Here is a 17,468-nt window from a genome sequence, read left to right as displayed (position 1 = left end):
GACCGGATGAGGATCCCGACCCCCGCGCCGCGCGCGTCCGCCGAGGACGCTGCCGCGTCCGCCGGGGACGCCCCCGCGCCGGCGGCACCGGCGCGCCCCCGCGCCCGGAGCCCCCGTGCCCCACGCCCCTGGACGGCCGTCGCGCTGGTGGTGGTGCTGCTCTGCGGCGGGGCCGGGCTGCTGTGGCGCGCCCAGCAACTGACCGGGGAGCCCGCCCTGCACAACCGGGCGCTGTCCGACACCGAGGCCACGTCCCGGGTGGCCGACGAGGTCGGCGGAGCACTCACCCGGGTCTTCTCGTACGGGCCCGGCGACACCGCGGCGACCCGGGAGGCCGCGCGCCGGCTGCTCGCGGGCACGGCGGCCCGCCAGTACGAGGCGCTGTTCGGCCAGGTCGAGCAGCGGGCGGCGCGGCAAGGACTGACGCTCACCACCCATGTCGTACGCGCCGGGGTGACCCGGCTCGACGACCGCGGCGCGCACCTCCTGGTCTTCCTCGATCAGGTCGCCCAGCGCGCCGGCAAACCCGCCACCACGGTCGCCGCGCAGCTCTCCGTCACCGCCGAACGGCGGGACGGGCGCTGGCGGATCGTCGACATCCGATCGCGATAGGGGGCTCCCGCACCGATGGCCCGCACCATGAGAGGCAACCCGCTCCTGACGGCGGCGGCCGCGCTGGCCCTCCTCGCCGCCGGAGGCGCCGGCTGGGGCGGCTGGTCCTGGTACGCGGCGGCGCACGACGAGTCCGCCGCGTACGCCACCACCCGCGACGAGGTGCTCGCCGCGGGCGAGCAGGCCGTGCAGAACATGAACACGCTCGACCACCGCGACCTGCGACGCGGACTGGACACCTGGCAGGACTCCGCCACCGGTGACCTGCTGGCCCAGCTGACCGGCGGGCGCGCGCGGTTCGAGCGGCAGATCCAGCAGGCGAGAACGGTGACCTCGGCGAAGGTCCTGTCGGGCGCGGTGACCGAACTGGACACCCGGGCCGGGCGCGCCAGCGTGATGGTCGCCCTCCGGATCACGGTGACCCCGCCCAAGGGCGCGCCGGCCGCCAAGGAGAGCCGGATGCTCGGCGAGCTCACCCGCACCCCCGAGGGCTGGAAGCTCAGCGCCCTCGGCCAGGCCCCGGTCGGCAACACGGCGGGCACCGCCGACTGAACGCGCCCTGCGAAGGACCCGGCGCGGACCCCGCGAGGAACCGAGAGGACCCGGCACCATGTCGACGACCCGTCACCTCATCAACCGCCGGCGCCGCCTGGCGACCGCGCAGGCTCCCCGCCCGGCGCCACCCCCACCACGCACCGACCGCCCCGACGGCCCCGACCGCCTCAAGGGCCCCGTCCGCGCCGGCCGTCCCGGCGCGGGCGAACACCCCGGGCATCCCGAACACCCCGAGCATCCCGACGGAGCCGTCCGCACCGGGCGGCCCGGCTCCGGCGGCGGTGCCGAGGACGCGTCGCCGCCCCGGTCCCGGCCGCGCCCCCGGCTGCCCGCCGCGCTGGGCGTCCTCACCGTCCTCCTGGGCGGTTTCGCCGCCTGGGCCACCGGGGAGGCGGCCGCCCTGCGCGACACGTCCGCCGCCCGCAACACCGCGCTCACCGACATCGCCCGTACCAGTGAGCTGAAGGGCCAGGTCACCAAGGCGGTCAACGAGCTGTTCTCGTACGACCACGCCGCCACGGCCACGGCCGACCGGGCCATCCGGGCCCACCTCACCGGCAAGGCCGTCGGGCAGCACCGCGCGATGCTCGCACCGGTCCGGGCGCAGGCGGCCCGGCAGAAGCTGGTCCTCACCACCACCGTCACCCACAGCGGGGTGGAGCTGATCGACGGTGACCGGGCCCGGGTGCTGGTCTACGCGGACCAGAGCAACACCCGCACGGCGGCCAGTAAGCCCGAGACGACGTACGGCGCCGCCATGTTCGCGGTGGAGGCGATCCGGAAGGACGGCGCGTGGCGCATCGCCGTCATCGACACCCTGGGAGCGGGATCATGAGGGCAGCACGAGCACGGCGGGCGAGGGCGCGCCGGGGAGCCGGCCGCACGGTGGCGGCCGTCGCCGCGATGGCCGCACTGACCGCGTCGCAGGCACCCGGTGCGGTCCGACCGCCTGCGCCGGCCGCGTCGGAACCGCCGGCGGGCGGCCCCGCGGGGGTCTCGGTGCCCCGGCCGCCGGCCGACGGCGCGTACCACACGGAGCTGCCCCCGCTCGTCCTCCCGCCCGCGTCGTCGCGGCCGCTGCCGCCGGGCGACGTCCCCCGGGCCGGAGGCTCCCCGGCCGGGGGCGTTCGCCCGGCCGGCGCGGTCACCGCCCAGGCCGGGATACCCGCCACCGTCCTGGCCGCCTACCGGCGCGCCGAGGCCGCCGTCGCCGGCACCGACCCGGGCTGCCGGCTGCCGTGGCAACTGCTCGCGGCGATCGGCAAGGTCGAGTCCGGCCAGGCGCGCGGGGGCCGGGTGGACGCGCACGGCACCACGCTGGAGCCGATCCTCGGTCCGGTGCTCGACGGCCGGGGGTTCGCCCGGATCACGGACACCGACGGGGGCGCGTACGACGGCGACACGGTGTTCGACCGGGCCGTCGGCCCCATGCAGTTCATCCCCTCGACATGGGCCCGCTGGGGCGCGGACGGCAACGGCGACGGCCGCCGCGACCCGGGCAACATCCATGACGCCGCCCTGGCCGCCGGGCACTACCTCTGCGCGGGGGAGCGGACCCTCACGGTCGATGCCGACCTGGACCGGGCCATCCTCAGCTACAACCACTCGGGCGCCTATCTGCGGACCGTCCTGGCCTGGCTGGCGTTCTACCGGCACGGCGCGCACGCCGTGCCGGACACCACGGGCGTGCTCCCGGTGAGCCCGGGGGCGGGCCGGGGCACCGGCGGGACGGGCGCCAACGGGGCCACCGGCGGTGGGGCGGTCCCGAAGCCGATTCCGCGTCCCGACCCCGGCCCGGGCGGCGGGATCGTGGTGGGCCCCCGGCCCCCGGCCCGGCCGCCCGTCGTGCCCGCCCGCCCGACGCACCCGTCCAGGCCGCCCGTCACCCCGCACCCCTCCCCGTCCCCGCCACGGCCTTCCCCCTCGCCCCCCACGCCGACTCCGACCCCCACGCCGACCCCCACGCCCACCCCGACCCCCACGCCGACCCCCACGCCCACCCCGACTCCGACCCCCGCCCCCACGGAGCCGTCGCCGGATCCCACCTGCCCGCCGCCGCCCGCCGAGCCGACCGGCCCGCCTTCCCCGGACCCGGCCCCGGACGCGAACTCTTCCTCCGGCCAGGCTCCTGCCCCCGGCCCGGCCGCGGAGCCGGCGTCGTCCACCGGCACCGCGGCCGGCGAATCGTGCTCAGGCCCCGCTCCCGCCCCCTGACAGCACCTCACCGAGGTCGTACGAGACGGGCTCCTGCAACTGCCCGTACCCGCAGCTCTCCGGCGCCCGGTCCGGCCGCCACCGGCGGAACTGGGCCGTGTGCCGGAAGCGGCTGCCCTCCATGTGGTCGTACCCCACCTCGCACACCAGCTCGGGCCGCAGCGCCACCCAGGAGAGGTCCTTCTTGCCGGACCAGCGGCTCGGTGCTCCCGGCAGCCTGGCGGTCTCGTGCGCGCTCTCGTCCGTCCAGGCGGCCCACGGGTGGCCGTCGGGCGGGTCCATGCGCAGCGGTTCCAGCTCGTCGACGAGTTCCGCGCGCCGTTGCGCGGTGAACGCGGCGCACACGCCGACGTGCTGGAGGGCGCCGTGGTCGTCGTACAGGCCCAGCAGCAGGGACCCGACGACCGGGCCGCTCTTGTGGAAGCGGTAACCGGCCACCACCACATCGGCCGTCCGCTCGTGCTTGATCTTGTACATCAGCCGGGCGTCGGGCCGGTAGCGAAGGTCCAGGGGCTTGGCGATCACCCCGTCGAGCCCGGCGCCCTCGTACCGCTCGAACCAGCCCCGCGCCACGTCGATGTCGGTGGTGGACGGGGCGAGGTGGACGGGTGCGCCGGCTCCGCGCAGGGCGTCCTCCAGGGCCGCCCGGCGCTCGACCAGGGGGGTGTCCATCAGCGACTCGTCGCCCAGCGCCAGCAGGTCGAAGGCGATGAACCGCGCCGGGGTCCGCTCCGCCAGCATCGCGACGCGGGAGGCGGCGGGGTGGATGCGCTCGGTGAGCCGGTCGAAGTCCAGCCGCCCCTCGTGGGCGATGACGATCTCGCCGTCCACGACGCAGCGCTCCGGGAGCCGGGACGGCAGGGCGGCCACCAGCTCGGGGAAGTAGCGGGTGAGGGGCTTCCCGGTCCGGCTGCCGATCACCAGCTCCGGCCCGTCCCGGTGGACGACGGCCCGGAAGCCGTCCCACTTGGCCTCGTACTGCATACCGGGCGGGATCTTCTTCACGGACTTGGCCAGCATCGGCTTCACAGGGGGCATCACCGGCAGGTCCATGGCCCGATTCTGCCCGACCGCTGTGCGGTATGCCCGATATGCGATGTCCGTCGGGGCGCCCTACTGTGACGCCTATGGGAAACGCGGTGGAGCTGGAGGCCGGCGGTCGGACCGTACGCCTGTCCAACCCGGACAAGATCTACTTCCCGGAGCGCGGCTTCACCAAGCTGGACGTGGCGCGCTACTTCCTGGCCGTGGGCGAGGGCATCACCCGCGCGCTGCGCGACCGCCCGACGACCCTGGAGCGCTTCGTCGACGGCGTCGATGGCGAGTCCTTCTTCCAGAAGCGCGCGCCCAAGAACCTCCCCGACTGGATCCCCACCGCCCACATCACCTTCCCGAGCGGCCGCTTCGCCGACGAGATCCGCCCCACCGAGATCGCGGCCGTCATCTGGGCGGCCAACCTCGGCACCCTCACCTTCCACCCCTGGCCCGTCCGCGGCGACGGCACCGACCACCCCGACGAGCTGCGCATCGACCTCGACCCGCAGCCCGGCACCGGCTTCGCCGAGGCGGTGGCCGCCGCGCACGAACTGCGCGCCCTGCTCGACGAGCACCAGCTGCGCGGCTGGCCCAAGACCTCCGGTGGACGCGGCCTCCACGTCTACGTACCGATCGAGCCCCGCTGGGACTTCACCCGCGTCCGCCGCGCCGCCATCGCCGTGGGCCGCGAGCTGGAACGGCGCATGCCCGGCCGGGTCACCACCGCCTGGTGGAAGGAGGAGCGCGGCGAGCGGATCTTCGTCGACTACAACCAGACGGCCCGCGACCGGACCATCGCCTCCGCCTACTCCATCCGCCCCAAGCCGCACGCCCCCGTCTCCGCCCCCCTGCGGTGGGACGAACTGGACGACGTCGACCCCCGGGACTTCGACCTGGCGACCATGCCCGTGCGCTACGCCGACCACGGCGACATCCACGCCGACATGGACGACCACGCCTTCTCGCTGGACAGCCTGCTGGAGCTGGCCGCCCGGGACGAACGCGACCACGGCCTGGCGGACCTGCCGTACCCGCCGGACTACCCGAAGATGCCGGGTGAGCCCAAGCGGGTACAGCCGAGCCGCGCCAAGAAGACCGGCTAGCCGGTCACAGCTCCTTGATCCGGATGTCGCGGTAGGAGATGACGTCCGTCGTGCCGTGGACCTGGAGCCCTATGTGACCGGTGGCGTACCGACGCCCGTCGGTGCCCGGGTCGCCGTCGCGCGGCGGGGAGAACTCCTGGCCACCGTCGTTGTCGAACTCGTTGATCAGCACACCGTCGCGGAACACGGAGTAGTGCTGGCCCTCCACCCTGATCTCGTAGTCGTTCCAGGTCCCCTTCGGGGTCACGCGCGCGCCACCGAGGCCCACCCGGTCGAACCCGTACACCGAACCGGTCTTGTACATGTCGCCGTCCGGCCGGTCCAGCACCTGGATCTCGTGACCGAACCTGATGGCGACCCACTCCGGCCGCGACTCCTCCGGGTGGTCGTGGACGTTCGGGAAGCGGACGAAGACGCCGGAGTTGGCGTTGCCGGTGCCCGGGGCGTCGTCGCGCCACTGGAGCTTCAGCGAGAAGTCTCCGTACCGCCGCTGCGGATACCACAGCATGCCCATGCCCGGCACCGTGGTGCCGCTGGTCATCGAGCCGTCGCCGTTGAGGCCGAACCTGCCGCCACCCACGTGCTGCCACCTGGCGAAGGACTCCGCCGAGCCGTCGAACAGCGTCCGGTAGCCGGTGGTCCGCCCCGGCTTGCCGATGCCGGACTCCCTGGCCGCCCGGTAGACCGTCCGGTGCTCGCGGGTGTCGATCACGCCCTCGGCGAGCAGCCGGTCGAGGACCGCGTCCACGTGCTTGAGGAACAGCGCGTGCGACGACCAGTCCCTCTCGTCCTCGATCAGCTCGTTGATCGTGCACCGGCCGCGCGTCATCCGGTTCGGTACGCCGCTGTCGACCGTGCCGACGATGACGGTGAGCCGCTCGTCGTACTCGGGGCAGTGGGGTGCCGGTACGCCGCCGCCCTCCGCGACGTCGAAGCCCACCCGCCCGGCCGCCGAGGTGTTGCCGGCCTTGTCGGTGGCCCGGTGCAGCACCGTGTGGTGACCCACCCGGTCCACGACGACCGGCGCGGTGTAGGCCAGGTAGGGCCCGCCGTCCAGGGAGTACTCGACCCGGTCCACGCCCGAGCCGCCGGCGTCGGTGGCCGTCACCGTCACCGTGGCGCGGGCGACGAACGCGCCGTCCGTGTTCCTGGTGCCGGTCACCGCGGCCGCCGTCTGCGGCGGGGTGGTGTCCTGGGCGGGCGGGGCGACGACGGTGAACCCCACGGACTTCTCGGCCGCCGCGTTCCCGGCCCGGTCGGTGGCCCGGTACCGGACCGTGTGGGTGCCCACCTGGTGGACCATCACCGGGGCGGTGTACGCCTGCCAGGCGCCGCCGGCCCCGATCGCGTACTCGACGGTGCCGACGCCCGAGCCCGTGTCGGAAGCGCTGACGGTGACCGTCGCCATGTCCAGGTACTGGCCCTGCTCGTTCCGCTCGCCGCTGACGGTGGCCGACGTCTCCGGCGGGGTCCTGTCGTCCGTCGGGGGCGCGACGACGGTGAAGTCCACGGCCTTCTCGGCCGAGGTGTTGCCCGCCTTGTCCGTGGCCCGGTAGCGGATCCGGTGGGTGCCCACCTGGTGGACCGTCACCGGGGCGGTGTACGCCTGCCAGGCGCCGTCCGCCCCGACCGCGTACTCGACCCGGTCCACGCCCGAGCCGCCGGTGTCGGTCGCCGAGACGGTGACGCCCGCGTGTCCGACGTACGCGCCGTCCGCGTTCCGCTCGCCCTCGACCTTCGCGGAGGTCTCCGGCGCCGTGGTGTCCTCGCCGCCGCCCCCGTCCGTCACGGTGAGGATGCCCTGCATCGAGCCGTGGCCCGGGATGGTGCAGTGGAAGCGGTACCGGCCGGGTGTCAGGGTGACCTGCGCGGTGTGCCTGCCGTCCCGGTCGTCGTTGGGGCTGGCCAGGATGTTGAGCCGGACGTCGTCGTTGTACTCCGGGTCCGAGACGTCGAACGTCAGGGTGTGCGGCATCCCGGTGGTGTTCCCGGTGGCCGCGCTGTTCTCGAAGACGATCGTCGCCGGTCCCGCCACCGCCGTGGCCGGGAACGTCAGATAGCGGTCGACGGGGTCACCGGCGGTCCAGGTCAGCACCTGCTCCGCCACGGCCGCCGGCCCGTTGTCCGGCCGCCCGTACGCGGCGGTCGACGTCAGTCCGAGGACCATCAGCAGCGCCCCGGCCAGGGCCGTCCAGAGCATCGGGGAACGGTGTCTCACCGGGTGGCCGCCTTCCTCGCGAGGCCGTCGGCGGCCGGCGTCGGCTCGCCGCCCTTGTACGTCACGCGCCACAGCGCGGACCTGGAGTCGGAGGTGAAGAAGCCGCGCCCGTAGTCCAGGACGTACAGCGAGCCGTCCGGCGCGAACTTCCAGTCCATCAGGTTGCGGATGCCGTTCGCCCCCACCGGGACGATCTTCCTCAGGGACTCGGCGTGCACCGGCAGGCCGCCCTTGCCGACCGTCCTCGGGTCGGTCAGCACGGCGTGCCGCGGCTGGTCCCCGTCGTAGAAGTCACCGACGAACCACTTGCCGTCCCAGTACGAGGGCCATTTGACCGTGCTGCCGGACGCCGCGTCGTACCGGTACACCGGCCCGTTCATGGTCGCCTGGCCGCCACCCCTGAGCCACGGCAGCAGCAGCTTCTGCTCCTCGGTCCGGTAGCTGGGCACGCCGCTCGCGTCACGCGGGTAGTCCACGCCGCCGCCCTGCGGCGAGTACCAGATGGTGTTCGGCGTGACCGGTGGCAGGTTCACCAGGCCGTCGTTGTTGGGCGACTCGTTCTTCGGCCTGGCGCAGTCGTACCAGCCCAGAGGCTCGGCCGGGTCGGGGAGGTTGCGGTCCCGGTAGGGCTGGTTGTTGCCCATGCAGTACGGCCAGCCGTGGTTGCCCGCCTTGGTGATCGCGGCGAACGTGTCGTACTTGGCCGGACCCCAGGTGGTGGACGGCGCTCCGGCGTCGGGGCCGACCCACCCGGCGTACAGGATGTCCGTCCGCTGGTCGACGAAGATCCGGGCGGGGTTGCGCACGCCCATCACGTAGATCTCGCCACGGGTCTTGCCGCCCCCCTCGTCCGGTTCCCGGCCGGTGAAGAGGTTGCCCTCGGGGATCGTGTACGTCCCGTCGTCCTCCGGGTGGATACGGAGGATCTTGCCGTTGAGGTTGTTGGTGTTGCCGGCGGTACGGCGGGCGTCGGCGAAGGAGACGCCCTTGAAGTCCGGCTCCGGGTTGTTGCCCGAGTACCCCGCGCTGAAGCCGCTGGAGTTGTTGTCACCGGTGGCGATGTACAGGTTCTCCTCGGAGTCCCACGCCATACCGCCTCCGGCGTGGCAGCAGCTGTGGATCTGCACCGGCCACCTGAGCAGCACCTTCTCGCTCGCCGGGTCCAGGGTGTCGGTGGCGAGGTCCAGGGTGAACCGGGAGACGTACCGCTCCGCCATGTGGGTGTCGCGGTTGATCCGCGCGTGCGGTGTGTAGTGCAGGTACACCCAGCCGTTGGTCATGAAGTCAGGGTCCAGCTCGATGCCGAGCAGCCCCTCCTCGTTCTTGGTCAGCTCGTCGCCCCCGCCCTTGTTGCCGAAGACGGTGAGCGCGCCCGCGAGGCGGACCTTCCCCGTCCGCGGGTCGTAGACGTGGATTTCGCCCGTGCCCTTGCCGACGTCCGGGTCGTTCCAGTCGGTCACCACGGGGTGCGAGGGGTCCGCGCCACCGCGCCCGATGTAGAGGACCCGGCCGTCCGGGGCGACGGCCAGGCCGTGCGGCTCGCCGATCTGGTCGTTCAGCCCGGGCCGGTTGGGCCGGGTTACCCGCTCCGCCGTGTAGTGGGCGTCGATGGTGGCCTTGCAGTCGGCGCGCGACAGCCGGGTCGTCCACAGCAGCGCGCCGCGCAGGTGGTCGCGGAAGTCGGTCTCGGCGAACGAGTCGGCCGTGCCGCCCATGCCCGTGTAGAAGGAGCGTCCGCCGTCGTAGTCACGGCACCACGAGACCGGGTGGTCCCAGCCGTTGGCGCTCGGGCCCGGCCGGTAGGTGCTCTCCCTGACGCGTGCGACCGTGTGGACGCTGCCCGAGGGGTTGACCGTCCAGTTCAGCCACTTGTCCGGGCGCCTCCAGTTCAGCGGGAGCCGCTGCGTGGCCGGATGCTGCCGGTCGCCCACCTCGACCGTGGCGCGCTGCACGGCCGTGGGGCTGTTCGCGGCGGGCCGGGCCCCCACCAGGCCGGTGAACCAGTCCGAGTACGGCTCGGTGCGCGCGGCGTCGTGGACGCCCAGAAAGCCGCCGCCCGCCTCCATGTACGCCTCCAGGCCCGCCTCCTGCTCGGGGTCGAGGACGTCACCGCCGCCGGTCAGGAACACGACCGCGTTGTACCGGCCGAGCTTGCGGGCGCTGGTGAAGACCGAGGCGTCGTCGGTGGCGTCGGTGCGGAACCGCTGCGCCGTCGGGCCCGACAGGCCGATCGACTCGATCGCCGCGATACCGGCGTCGACGGCCGGTGACTCGGCGGTCGCCGAGGCGTGGAAGACCAGCACCCGCACATCCGCCCCACCGGGCGGCGAGGGTAAGGACAACGTTGTCCGAGCGCCCGGCCCGGGCTCCCCCGGATTGGGTCCGGCGGTGGCCGGCGTACCGCTGAGCAGGGAGGCCGCCAGGGCGCCGGCGGCGAGCGCCGCCGCCGCTCCGCGGCGGGTTCTCGACCGGTGATGTGGTGCACGGTGCATGTGTTCACCCACCCCTCTGTGGTCACAGCGAACGACGACGAAGCTAGACCTCTTTCCGTGGCGCGCCAATAGCCTGGCAGCAATCCCGCGAACTTTGTCCTGGCTGTGGATGAACCAAGGTTCGCCCGGCTACGGTGTGCCCGTCCCGGGGGCGTCTCGCCCCGTCATCCTCCGTATCGCACTGGGGAGTTCGGCATGGACAGACGGAGCTTCAACCGGCGGCTCCTCGCCGGGGGAGCGGTGGCCGCGACCGGCGTGACATCGTTGTCCCAGGCTTCCGCGCCCACCGCGTCGGCGGCGGAGGCGCCCGCGCCCACCGCCCCGGCGGGCGGTCAGGTGCGGCATCTCCGGTTGTACGCCGAGAAACTGGCGGACGGACAGATGGGCTACGGGCTGGAGAAGGGCAAGGCCAGCATCCCCGGGCCGCTCATCGAGCTCAACGAAGGGGACACCCTCCACATCGAGTTCGAGAACACCATGGACGTGCCCGCCAGTCTGCACGTCCACGGCGTCGACTACGACGTGGCGAGCGACGGCACGAGGATGAACCGCAGCCATGTGGAGCCCGGCGGCACCCGCACCTACACCTGGCGCACCCACGCCCCCGGCCGCCGCAAGGACGGCACGTGGCGCGCCGGCAGCGCGGGCTACTGGCACTACCACGACCACGTCGTGGGCACGGACCACGGCACGGGCGGCATCCGCAAGGGGCTGTACGGGCCGGTCGTGGTGCGCCGCAAGGGCGACGTCCTGCCGGACAAGCAGTTCACGATCGTCTTCAACGACATGACGATCAACAACAGCCCGGGCCACCGGAGCCCGGACTTCCGGGCCACCGTGGGCGACCGGGTCGAGATCATCATGATCACGCACGGCGAGTACTACCACACGTTCCACATCCACGGGCACCGGTGGGCGGACAACCGCACCGGACTGCTCACCGGCCCCGACGACCCCAGCCGGGTCGTCGACAACAAGATCACCGGCCCCGCCGACTCGTTCGGTTTCCAGATCGTCGCGGGTGAACACGTGGGCGCCGGCGCGTGGATGTACCACTGCCACGTGCAGAGCCACTCCGACATGGGCATGGCCGGACTGCTCCTGGTGGCCAAGCCGGACGGCACCGTCCCCGGCTACGAGCCGCATCATCCGGTGGCGCCCCCCGGCGGCACCCACGGCCACTGAGTGCCCCGCCGCGCCCCGCCGGCCGGGGACGCCCCGGGACGTGGTCGCGTGCGAGGGTCCCGGGCGAAGGAGCGCCCGGTCGCCCGGTCGCGCGGTCGCCCGGTCACTCGGTCGCGGGGCGCGCGGTCGCCCGGCCGGCCGGGCGCCGGGCGGGGGCGCGGCGCGGTCAGCCGGGCGGGCGCCCTCCTGATGCGGCGCCCCGGGGACGGCACCAGACTCGGCACCATGCTGACAACCCGGTACGTCACCGGTGCCCCGAACTGGCTCGACCTGGGCACTCCCGACCTCCAGGGTGCCGAGTCCTTCTACGGCACCCTGTTCGGCTGGCGCTTCCGGTCCGCCGGCCCGGAGGCCGGCGGCTACGGCATGTTCCGGCTCGACGACAGGACCGTCGCCGGCGGGATGACCGTTCCCCCCGACCAGGCACCGCCGGGGTGGATGGTCTACTTCCGGACGCCCGACGCCGACGCCACGGCGGCAGCGGTGCGGGAGGGCGGCGGAACCGTGCTGTTCGAGCCGATGGACGTCTTCGGCCTCGGCCGCATGGCGGTCTTCACCGACCCGGGCGGGGCAGGCTTCGCCGTCTGGCAGCCCCGCGCCCTCGAAGGTCTGGAACTGGTCGGCGACCCCCATTCGCTGTGCTGGACCGAGCTGTACACGCACGACCCGGCCGCCGCCATGGCCTTCTACGGCACGGTGCTCGGCATGGAGTCGTCCGCCGTCCCCCAACCCGACGGAACCGGCACCTACCTCCTCCTCAACCCGGCGGGCGGCGACGACGACTCCGCGTTCGGCGGTGTGGTGCCCCTCGCCGCCGAACCGGCGGAAGCGGACGAAGGACCGCACTGGGTGCCCTACTTCGAGGTCCCCGACACCGACACGACGGCCGCCCGGGCGGAGCGGCTCGGCGGCACCGTCCTCCTGGCACCCACCGACATGGGCGGCGTGGGCCGCTTCGCCCGGCTCGCCGACCCCTACGGCGCCCGTTTCGCGGTCATCACCAGCGCCCCGGAGGAACGGCCCTGACGTCCCGTCGGGTCCGGGGCACCCCCAGTGCCGCCCCGGACCGGTGGCGCGACGGCGCGGTGACACCCCGGGCCGGAGAGGTGACGACGCGGTGACACCCCGTCCGGCCCGAAACCCTTGCCGATCACGCCGTGGAAGCCCATGCTTACGGAGCGAACCGGCACTCCCCGGCACCCGGAGGCCGTTGATCGTTCGTTGACGCGCCGTTTATCGCGGCGGGGCAGCGTGTGCGGCATGCCGATCAACAGCACCGCTTCCAGCGACGAACTCTCCTGGCAGGACACCGCCCTGTGCGCCCAGACCGGCCCGGACTTCTTCTTCCCGGACCCGGGCTCCTCCACCCGCGAGGCCAAGCGTCTCTGCGCCGCCTGCGACATCCGCGAGGCGTGCCTCGAATACGCCCTCACCCACGACGAGCGCTTCGGCGTCTGGGGCGGGCTGTCCGAGAAGGAGCGGTACGCGCTCCGGCGGCGAGGGCGTTGAGCCGCCGAGGCAAAACCGGGATGCCGGCGCGGCCGGCCGACCCGTAGGATCACCTGCGCATGGAGCAGCAGCACAGCGCGATGACGGACGAGGAGCTGGCCGCCTTCGGCCGTACGGTGGAGCGGCTTCGGGCGCTGCCGCTGGACGATCCCTCGCGGAGGCGCGCCGAGGAACTGGCCGCGTCGTTCGCCCGGGAGAGCCGCAACAAGCGCCGCAAGGCCCGGCAGCGGAACAGGTCCGAGGCCGACGCCCGGCTCAGCGCCGCCACCGCGACCGGCGCGCTCGACCGGCGTGAGGACGCGCCCCTGGCGACCCGGCGGGGCAGCGTGGGGGAGTTCCTCAAACCCCGCCACTGCTACGTCTGCAAAGCGCCCTACCGGCGGGCCGACGCGTTCTACCACCGTCTCTGCCCCGTCTGCGCCGCCGACAACACCGCTCGCCGCGCGCTGTCCGCCGACCTCACCGGGCGTCGCGCCCTGCTCACCGGCGGCAGGGTGAAGATAGGGTTCCAGCTCGCCCTGATGATGCTACGCGACGGCGCCGAACTCCTCGTCACCAGCCGCTTCCCGCACGACACACTGCGCCGCTTCCGCGCCGCCGAAGGCAGCGCGCGGTGGCTGGGGCGTCTCACCGTCCTCGCCGTCGATCTGCGCGACCCGCGCCAGGTCCTCGGCCTGTGCGAGCGGCTCCTCGCCGACGGCCGGCCGCTCGACATCCTGGTCAACAACGCCGCCCAGACGATACGGCGCCCGCCCGGGTCGTACGCCGCGCTCAGGGCGGGGGAGCGGGACGAGCTGCCGGCCGGTGTCGTGGCGGCTCCCGGGTACGCCCCGGACCTCCCGGCCGGCGGGGGCGGCGCCCTCGCCCTCGTACTCGACGGTGAGACGGACGAGGCCGGGCTGCTTCCCGACCCGGCGCCGCACAACTCCTGGTCCGCCCGCCTCGGCGAACTCGACCCCGCCGAGCTGCTGGAGACCCAGCTCGTGAACGCCCTGGCGCCCGCGCTGCTGTGCGACCGCCTGCTGCCGCTGCTGCTGGCCTCCCCGCACCCGCGCCGCTACGTCGTCAACGTCAGCGCGGTGGAGGGACGGTTCGCCGTCCGCAACAAGACGGCCGGTCACCCGCACACCAACATGGCCAAGGCCGCCCTCAACATGCTGACCCGCACCAGCGCGGAGCAACTCGCCCGGCAGGGCGTCCACATGTGCAGCGTCGACACCGGCTGGATCACCGACGAGAACCCCGCGCCCCGCAAGGCGCGGATCGCCGCCGCCGGCACCCGTACGCCGCTGGACGTCGTGGACGGCGCCGCCCGCGTCTACGACCCGATCGTGCGGGGCGAGGCGGGCGACCCCGTCGCCGGGGTGTTCCTCAAGGACTACCGGCCGGCTGCGTGGTGATCCGGAACGTCTCGCCGTACGTCCGCCAGGTCAGCGGCACGTCCAGGTCCATGTTCCCCTCCCGCAGGAACACCCGCTGAGCGGTGTCGATACGGGACGTGTCGCGCTCCCGTTCGGTCTTCTGGGCCTTCATGACGGCGCGGCTCGCGTCCAGGAAGGCGTCGAGGTACGCCTTCTCGTCACCGCCCTCGGCCGCGGTCCCGGCCTTCTTCATCGCCTCGGCGCGGATGCCGTAGAACGCCTCGGGCCCCACACCCGGGCCGTGCAGCACCATCGCGTCGTAGTAGATGAACTGGCCGAGCGTGGACAGCCCGTCCATCTTCGCCAGCCGTACGGCCGGGTCGAAGTAGACGCGGTCCCGCATCACGTCCTGCGCCTCGCGGAACGCCGGGTCCTCGGCCGCCTTCCGCCAGGCGGCCGGGAAGCCGGGGTCGAGGCCCTCGTGGGAGTCGGTGCCGTCGACCGCGCGCAGCGCCGGGAGGTACGGGGCCAGCGGGTTGCCGGGGTGTTCCGCGGTGTAGTGCTCGACGAGCTGGAGCATGTCGTTGGTGCCGGAGCAGAAGCCGATCACCCCGGCGGTGTAGCCGTTCCCGTCGCCGATGTCCTCGATGTCGTCGTACGCGCCGCGCCAGTCGAGGGTCGAGTTGTCCGCACTGGCGACCAGCTGGGCGGCGATCTCCTTCTTGCCGGGCGCGGCGAGGCCGGGCGGCATCTTGGCGATGCGGGCCTCCAGGGCCTTCTGCTCGTCCGCCGTACCCGCCTTGAGCGGGTTCGGCGCCCCCGAGGAGCGGGGTGCCCGCGGTGCGGCGCTCTCGTCGGCCACGTCGGCGGGGCGTACGGAACCGTCGCCTCCGCCGAAGACGAGGGAGGCGACGACGGCTATCGGAGCGCCGATCAGGAAAAAGCGGGTCACAGGCTTCACGCGCCACAGCGTACGACGCGGCCGCACGCCCCCTGTGAGCGCCCTGTGCGCCACCAGCACCGCCCGGGGGACCCCGGCGGCCTTCTGCCTCCGGCCGTGCCCGGCCTCGGGTGCCGCGCGCCGGCCTCGGGACGTGCCCGGGATCCGGTGTCCGGCCGCGGGCGGGCGCCCGGCCGAGGCCGGGCGCCCGCCCGCGTACGCGCCGGGCGCCGCCTCGGGTCAGCGGCCGCGGGCCGCCATACGGGCCTTGCGGGCCGCGAGCTTCTCGTCGAACTTGCTCGCCTCCGCGTCCAGGCCGCCCATGTACAGGCCCAGCTCCTCCTGTGCCTTCAGGCCCTCGGGGCCCAGCCCGTCGATCTCGAGGACCTTCAGGAAGCGCAGTACCGGCTGGAGGACGTCGTCGTGGTGGATGCGCAGGTTGTAGATCTCTCCGATCGCCATCTGCGCGGCCGCCCGCTCGAAGCCCGGCATGCCGTGGCCCGGCATGCGGAAGTTCACGACCACGTCGCGCACCGCCTGCATGGTCAGGTCCGGGGCGAGCTCGAAGGCCGCGCCCAGCAGGTTCCGGTAGAAGACCATGTGCAGGTTCTCGTCGGTCGCGATGCGCGACAGCATCCGGTCGCAGACCGGGTCGCCCGACTGGTGGCCGGTGTTGCGGTGCGAGATGCGGGTGGCGAGCTCCTGGAAGGCGACGTACGCCACCGAGTGCAGCATCGAGTGGCGGTTGTCCGACTCGAAGCCCTCACTCATGTGGGACATCCGGAACTGCTCCAGCTTGTCCGGGTCCACCGCGCGCGAGGCGAGCAGGTAGTCGCGCATGACGATGCCGTGCCGGCCCTCCTCGGCGGTCCAGCGGTGCACCCAGGTGCCCCACGCGCCGTCCCGCCCGAAGAGCGTGGCGATCTCGTGGTGGTAGCTGGGCAGGTTGTCCTCGGTCAGCAGATTGACGACGAGGGCGATCTTGCCGATGTCGGTGACCTTGGACTGCTGCGGCTCCCAGGCCTCGCCGTCCTCGAACAGGCCGGGGAAGTTCCGGCCGTCCGACCACGGGACGTACTCGTGCGGCATCCAGTCCTTGACGACCTTGAGATGGCGGTTGAGCTCCTTCTCGACCACCTCCTCCAGGGCGTACAGCAGCCGGGCGTCGGTCCACGCGTCCGAACTGCCGAGGTGGGGAGAGGTGAGGGTCATACGGGTGCTCCTGGGGGACGGGAGAAATACCTACGGGTTCGTAGGTTACGAGACCGTAGGTTAAGGGTGCGGTAAACACGCGCCAAGCCCGGGTCCGGGGATGTTCGCTTACGTTCCGTTATGTGGGGAGGTCGCGGAGGCGGATGGAGAGGCAGGTCACGCAGCCTTCGAGCTTCTCGAACTCGCCGATGTCGACCGTGACCGGCTCGTACCCGAGGCCCGCGAACAGCTCGGCGGACTTCGGCGCGCTCGCCGCCATCAGCAGCTTCCGGCCGCCCAGCAGCACCACGTGCGCGCCCGCCTCCTCCGGCACCGGCAGGAAGCGCGGGAAGAGCGAGGCCGCCTCCACCAGGGGCTCGTACCCGATCACCGTGCCGTCCGGCAGTGCCGTGACCGCCGACTTCAGGTGCAGCACCCGGCTGACCGGTACGGCGACGACCCGCGCGCCCAGCGGCTCGAAGGCCGCCCGCAGCTGCGCCAGGCCCCCGGCATCGGTCCGCCCGCCCTGCCCGACGTAGACCGTGTCACCGACCTTCAGCACATCGCCCCCGTCGAGCGTGCCCGGCTCCCGCACACGGCGTACCGCACAGCCCAGACCTGCCACCGCCCGCTCGACCGCCGCCGTCTCCGCGCGCCGCGACCGCGCGCCGGACCGGCACACCAGCGCCACGTCGCGGAACACCACCACCGCGTCCTCGACGAAGACCCCGTCGGGGCAGTCGTCGGCCGGTTCCACCTCCACGGGCTCCCAGCCGTGCTCGCGCAGGGCGCCGACGTACCGCTCCCACTGGCCGAGTGCCAGGGCGGGGTCGACGGGGGTCCGCTCGATATGGGTGACCAGGCCCTCGGCGAGCCGCGGGCTCGGACGGCGGACCAGGGCTCTCCTGCTGGGCACGGCGGCCTCCCGAAGTCGGTGACCGCCCTCCTCTACCCCGTCGCCCACCGGTCATGCCGCACCCGGACCGGGCTCCGCCGGGACCGCCCCCCCCGGCGGACGGCGGGCCCCCGGGCATCGCGCGCCACGCGGCCGGG

The 17,468-nt window shown here is 73.5% G+C and carries 15 protein-coding genes; 9 read left to right on the top strand and 6 right to left on the bottom strand.

What is annotated here, in order from left to right:
* Positions 1–6 precede the first annotated feature (6 nt).
* The 4 genes from IE109_RS03240 to IE109_RS03225 are packed head-to-tail and all read left to right on the top strand — an operon-like array spanning position 7 to position 3,381.
* Positions 7–612: a nuclear transport factor 2 family protein gene (locus IE109_RS03240; protein ID WP_229890506.1), complete on the top strand. Its 606-nt coding sequence runs from the start codon at positions 7–9 to the stop codon at positions 610–612.
* 15 nt (positions 613–627) lie between these two features.
* Positions 628–1,164: an Rv1363c family protein gene (locus IE109_RS03235; RefSeq protein WP_506417180.1), complete on the top strand. Its 537-nt coding sequence runs from the start codon at positions 628–630 to the stop codon at positions 1,162–1,164.
* 58 nt (positions 1,165–1,222) lie between these two features.
* Complete coding sequence (locus IE109_RS03230; RefSeq protein WP_189548908.1) at positions 1,223–2,002, top strand: nuclear transport factor 2 family protein; 780 nt, start codon at positions 1,223–1,225, stop codon at positions 2,000–2,002.
* The gene (locus IE109_RS03225) at positions 1,999–3,381 is read left to right on the top strand and encodes a lytic transglycosylase domain-containing protein (protein WP_189548907.1); all 1,383 of its coding nucleotides are present in this window, start codon (positions 1,999–2,001) and stop codon (positions 3,379–3,381) included. Before IE109_RS03230 ends, IE109_RS03225 begins: the two co-directional genes overlap by 4 nt.
* Here IE109_RS03225 and IE109_RS03220 read toward each other — a convergent pair.
* Positions 3,358–4,434 (bottom strand): ATP-dependent DNA ligase, encoded by a 1,077-nt coding sequence (locus tag IE109_RS03220; protein WP_189548906.1) that lies wholly within the window; start codon positions 4,432–4,434, stop codon positions 3,358–3,360. The two genes, IE109_RS03225 and IE109_RS03220, sit on opposite strands and share 24 nt — an antisense overlap.
* 74 nt (positions 4,435–4,508) lie before the next feature.
* Between IE109_RS03220 and ligD the strand changes: the two genes are divergently transcribed.
* A complete protein-coding gene (ligD, locus tag IE109_RS03215) occupies positions 4,509–5,519 on the top strand; it encodes a non-homologous end-joining DNA ligase (RefSeq protein WP_189548905.1) in 1,011 nt (336 codons plus the stop codon).
* Between the two features lie 4 nt (positions 5,520–5,523).
* Here ligD and IE109_RS03210 read toward each other — a convergent pair whose 3' ends face one another.
* Together IE109_RS03210 and IE109_RS03205 are read right to left on the bottom strand one after the other, a co-directional pair.
* Positions 5,524–7,719, bottom strand: a complete 2,196-nt coding sequence (locus IE109_RS03210) for an OmpL47-type beta-barrel domain-containing protein (protein WP_229890504.1) — start codon at positions 7,717–7,719, stop codon at positions 5,524–5,526.
* A gap of 14 nt (positions 7,720–7,733) precedes the next feature.
* On the bottom strand, positions 7,734–10,229 hold the full coding sequence (locus tag IE109_RS03205; protein WP_189548904.1) for a ThuA domain-containing protein: 2,496 nt from the start codon (positions 10,227–10,229) through the stop codon (positions 7,734–7,736).
* Between the two features lie 195 nt (positions 10,230–10,424).
* Here IE109_RS03205 and IE109_RS03200 point away from each other — a divergent pair, with 195 nt between their 5' ends.
* From IE109_RS03200 to IE109_RS03185, 4 genes are all read left to right on the top strand, one after another.
* Positions 10,425–11,414, top strand: coding sequence for a multicopper oxidase domain-containing protein (locus IE109_RS03200; protein ID WP_189548903.1), 990 nt, complete (start codon positions 10,425–10,427; stop codon positions 11,412–11,414).
* Between the two features lie 225 nt (positions 11,415–11,639).
* Complete coding sequence (locus IE109_RS03195) at positions 11,640–12,440, top strand: VOC family protein (protein WP_189548902.1); 801 nt, start codon at positions 11,640–11,642, stop codon at positions 12,438–12,440.
* Between the two features lie 234 nt (positions 12,441–12,674).
* On the top strand, positions 12,675–12,923 hold the full coding sequence (locus IE109_RS03190; RefSeq protein WP_189548901.1) for a WhiB family transcriptional regulator: 249 nt from the start codon (positions 12,675–12,677) through the stop codon (positions 12,921–12,923).
* A gap of 59 nt (positions 12,924–12,982) precedes the next feature.
* Entirely contained in the window at positions 12,983–14,323 is a 1,341-nt protein-coding gene (locus tag IE109_RS03185) for an SDR family oxidoreductase (RefSeq protein WP_373297619.1), read from the top strand.
* On the opposite strand, the gene IE109_RS03180 is transcribed toward IE109_RS03185, so the two are convergent.
* From IE109_RS03180 to ddaH, 3 genes are all read right to left on the bottom strand, one after another.
* Positions 14,295–15,236 (bottom strand): chitosanase, encoded by a 942-nt coding sequence (locus IE109_RS03180; protein ID WP_229890597.1) that lies wholly within the window; start codon positions 15,234–15,236, stop codon positions 14,295–14,297. The genes IE109_RS03185 and IE109_RS03180 overlap by 29 nt on opposite strands.
* A 228-nt stretch (positions 15,237–15,464) precedes the next feature.
* On the bottom strand, positions 15,465–16,436 hold the full coding sequence (locus tag IE109_RS03175; protein WP_189548900.1) for an acyl-ACP desaturase: 972 nt from the start codon (positions 16,434–16,436) through the stop codon (positions 15,465–15,467).
* 118 nt (positions 16,437–16,554) lie between these two features.
* Entirely contained in the window at positions 16,555–17,331 is a 777-nt protein-coding gene (gene ddaH / locus IE109_RS03170; protein WP_189548899.1) for a dimethylargininase, read from the bottom strand.
* Between the last annotated feature and the right edge of the window lie 137 nt (positions 17,332–17,468).

It is taken from the genome of Streptomyces lavendofoliae (assembly GCF_014649735.1).
Classification (GTDB): Bacteria; Actinomycetota; Actinomycetes; order Streptomycetales; family Streptomycetaceae; genus Streptomyces; species Streptomyces lavendofoliae.
The sequence above is the reverse complement of the archived record's forward strand: the minus strand, read 5'-3'. Positions and strand labels throughout refer to the sequence as shown.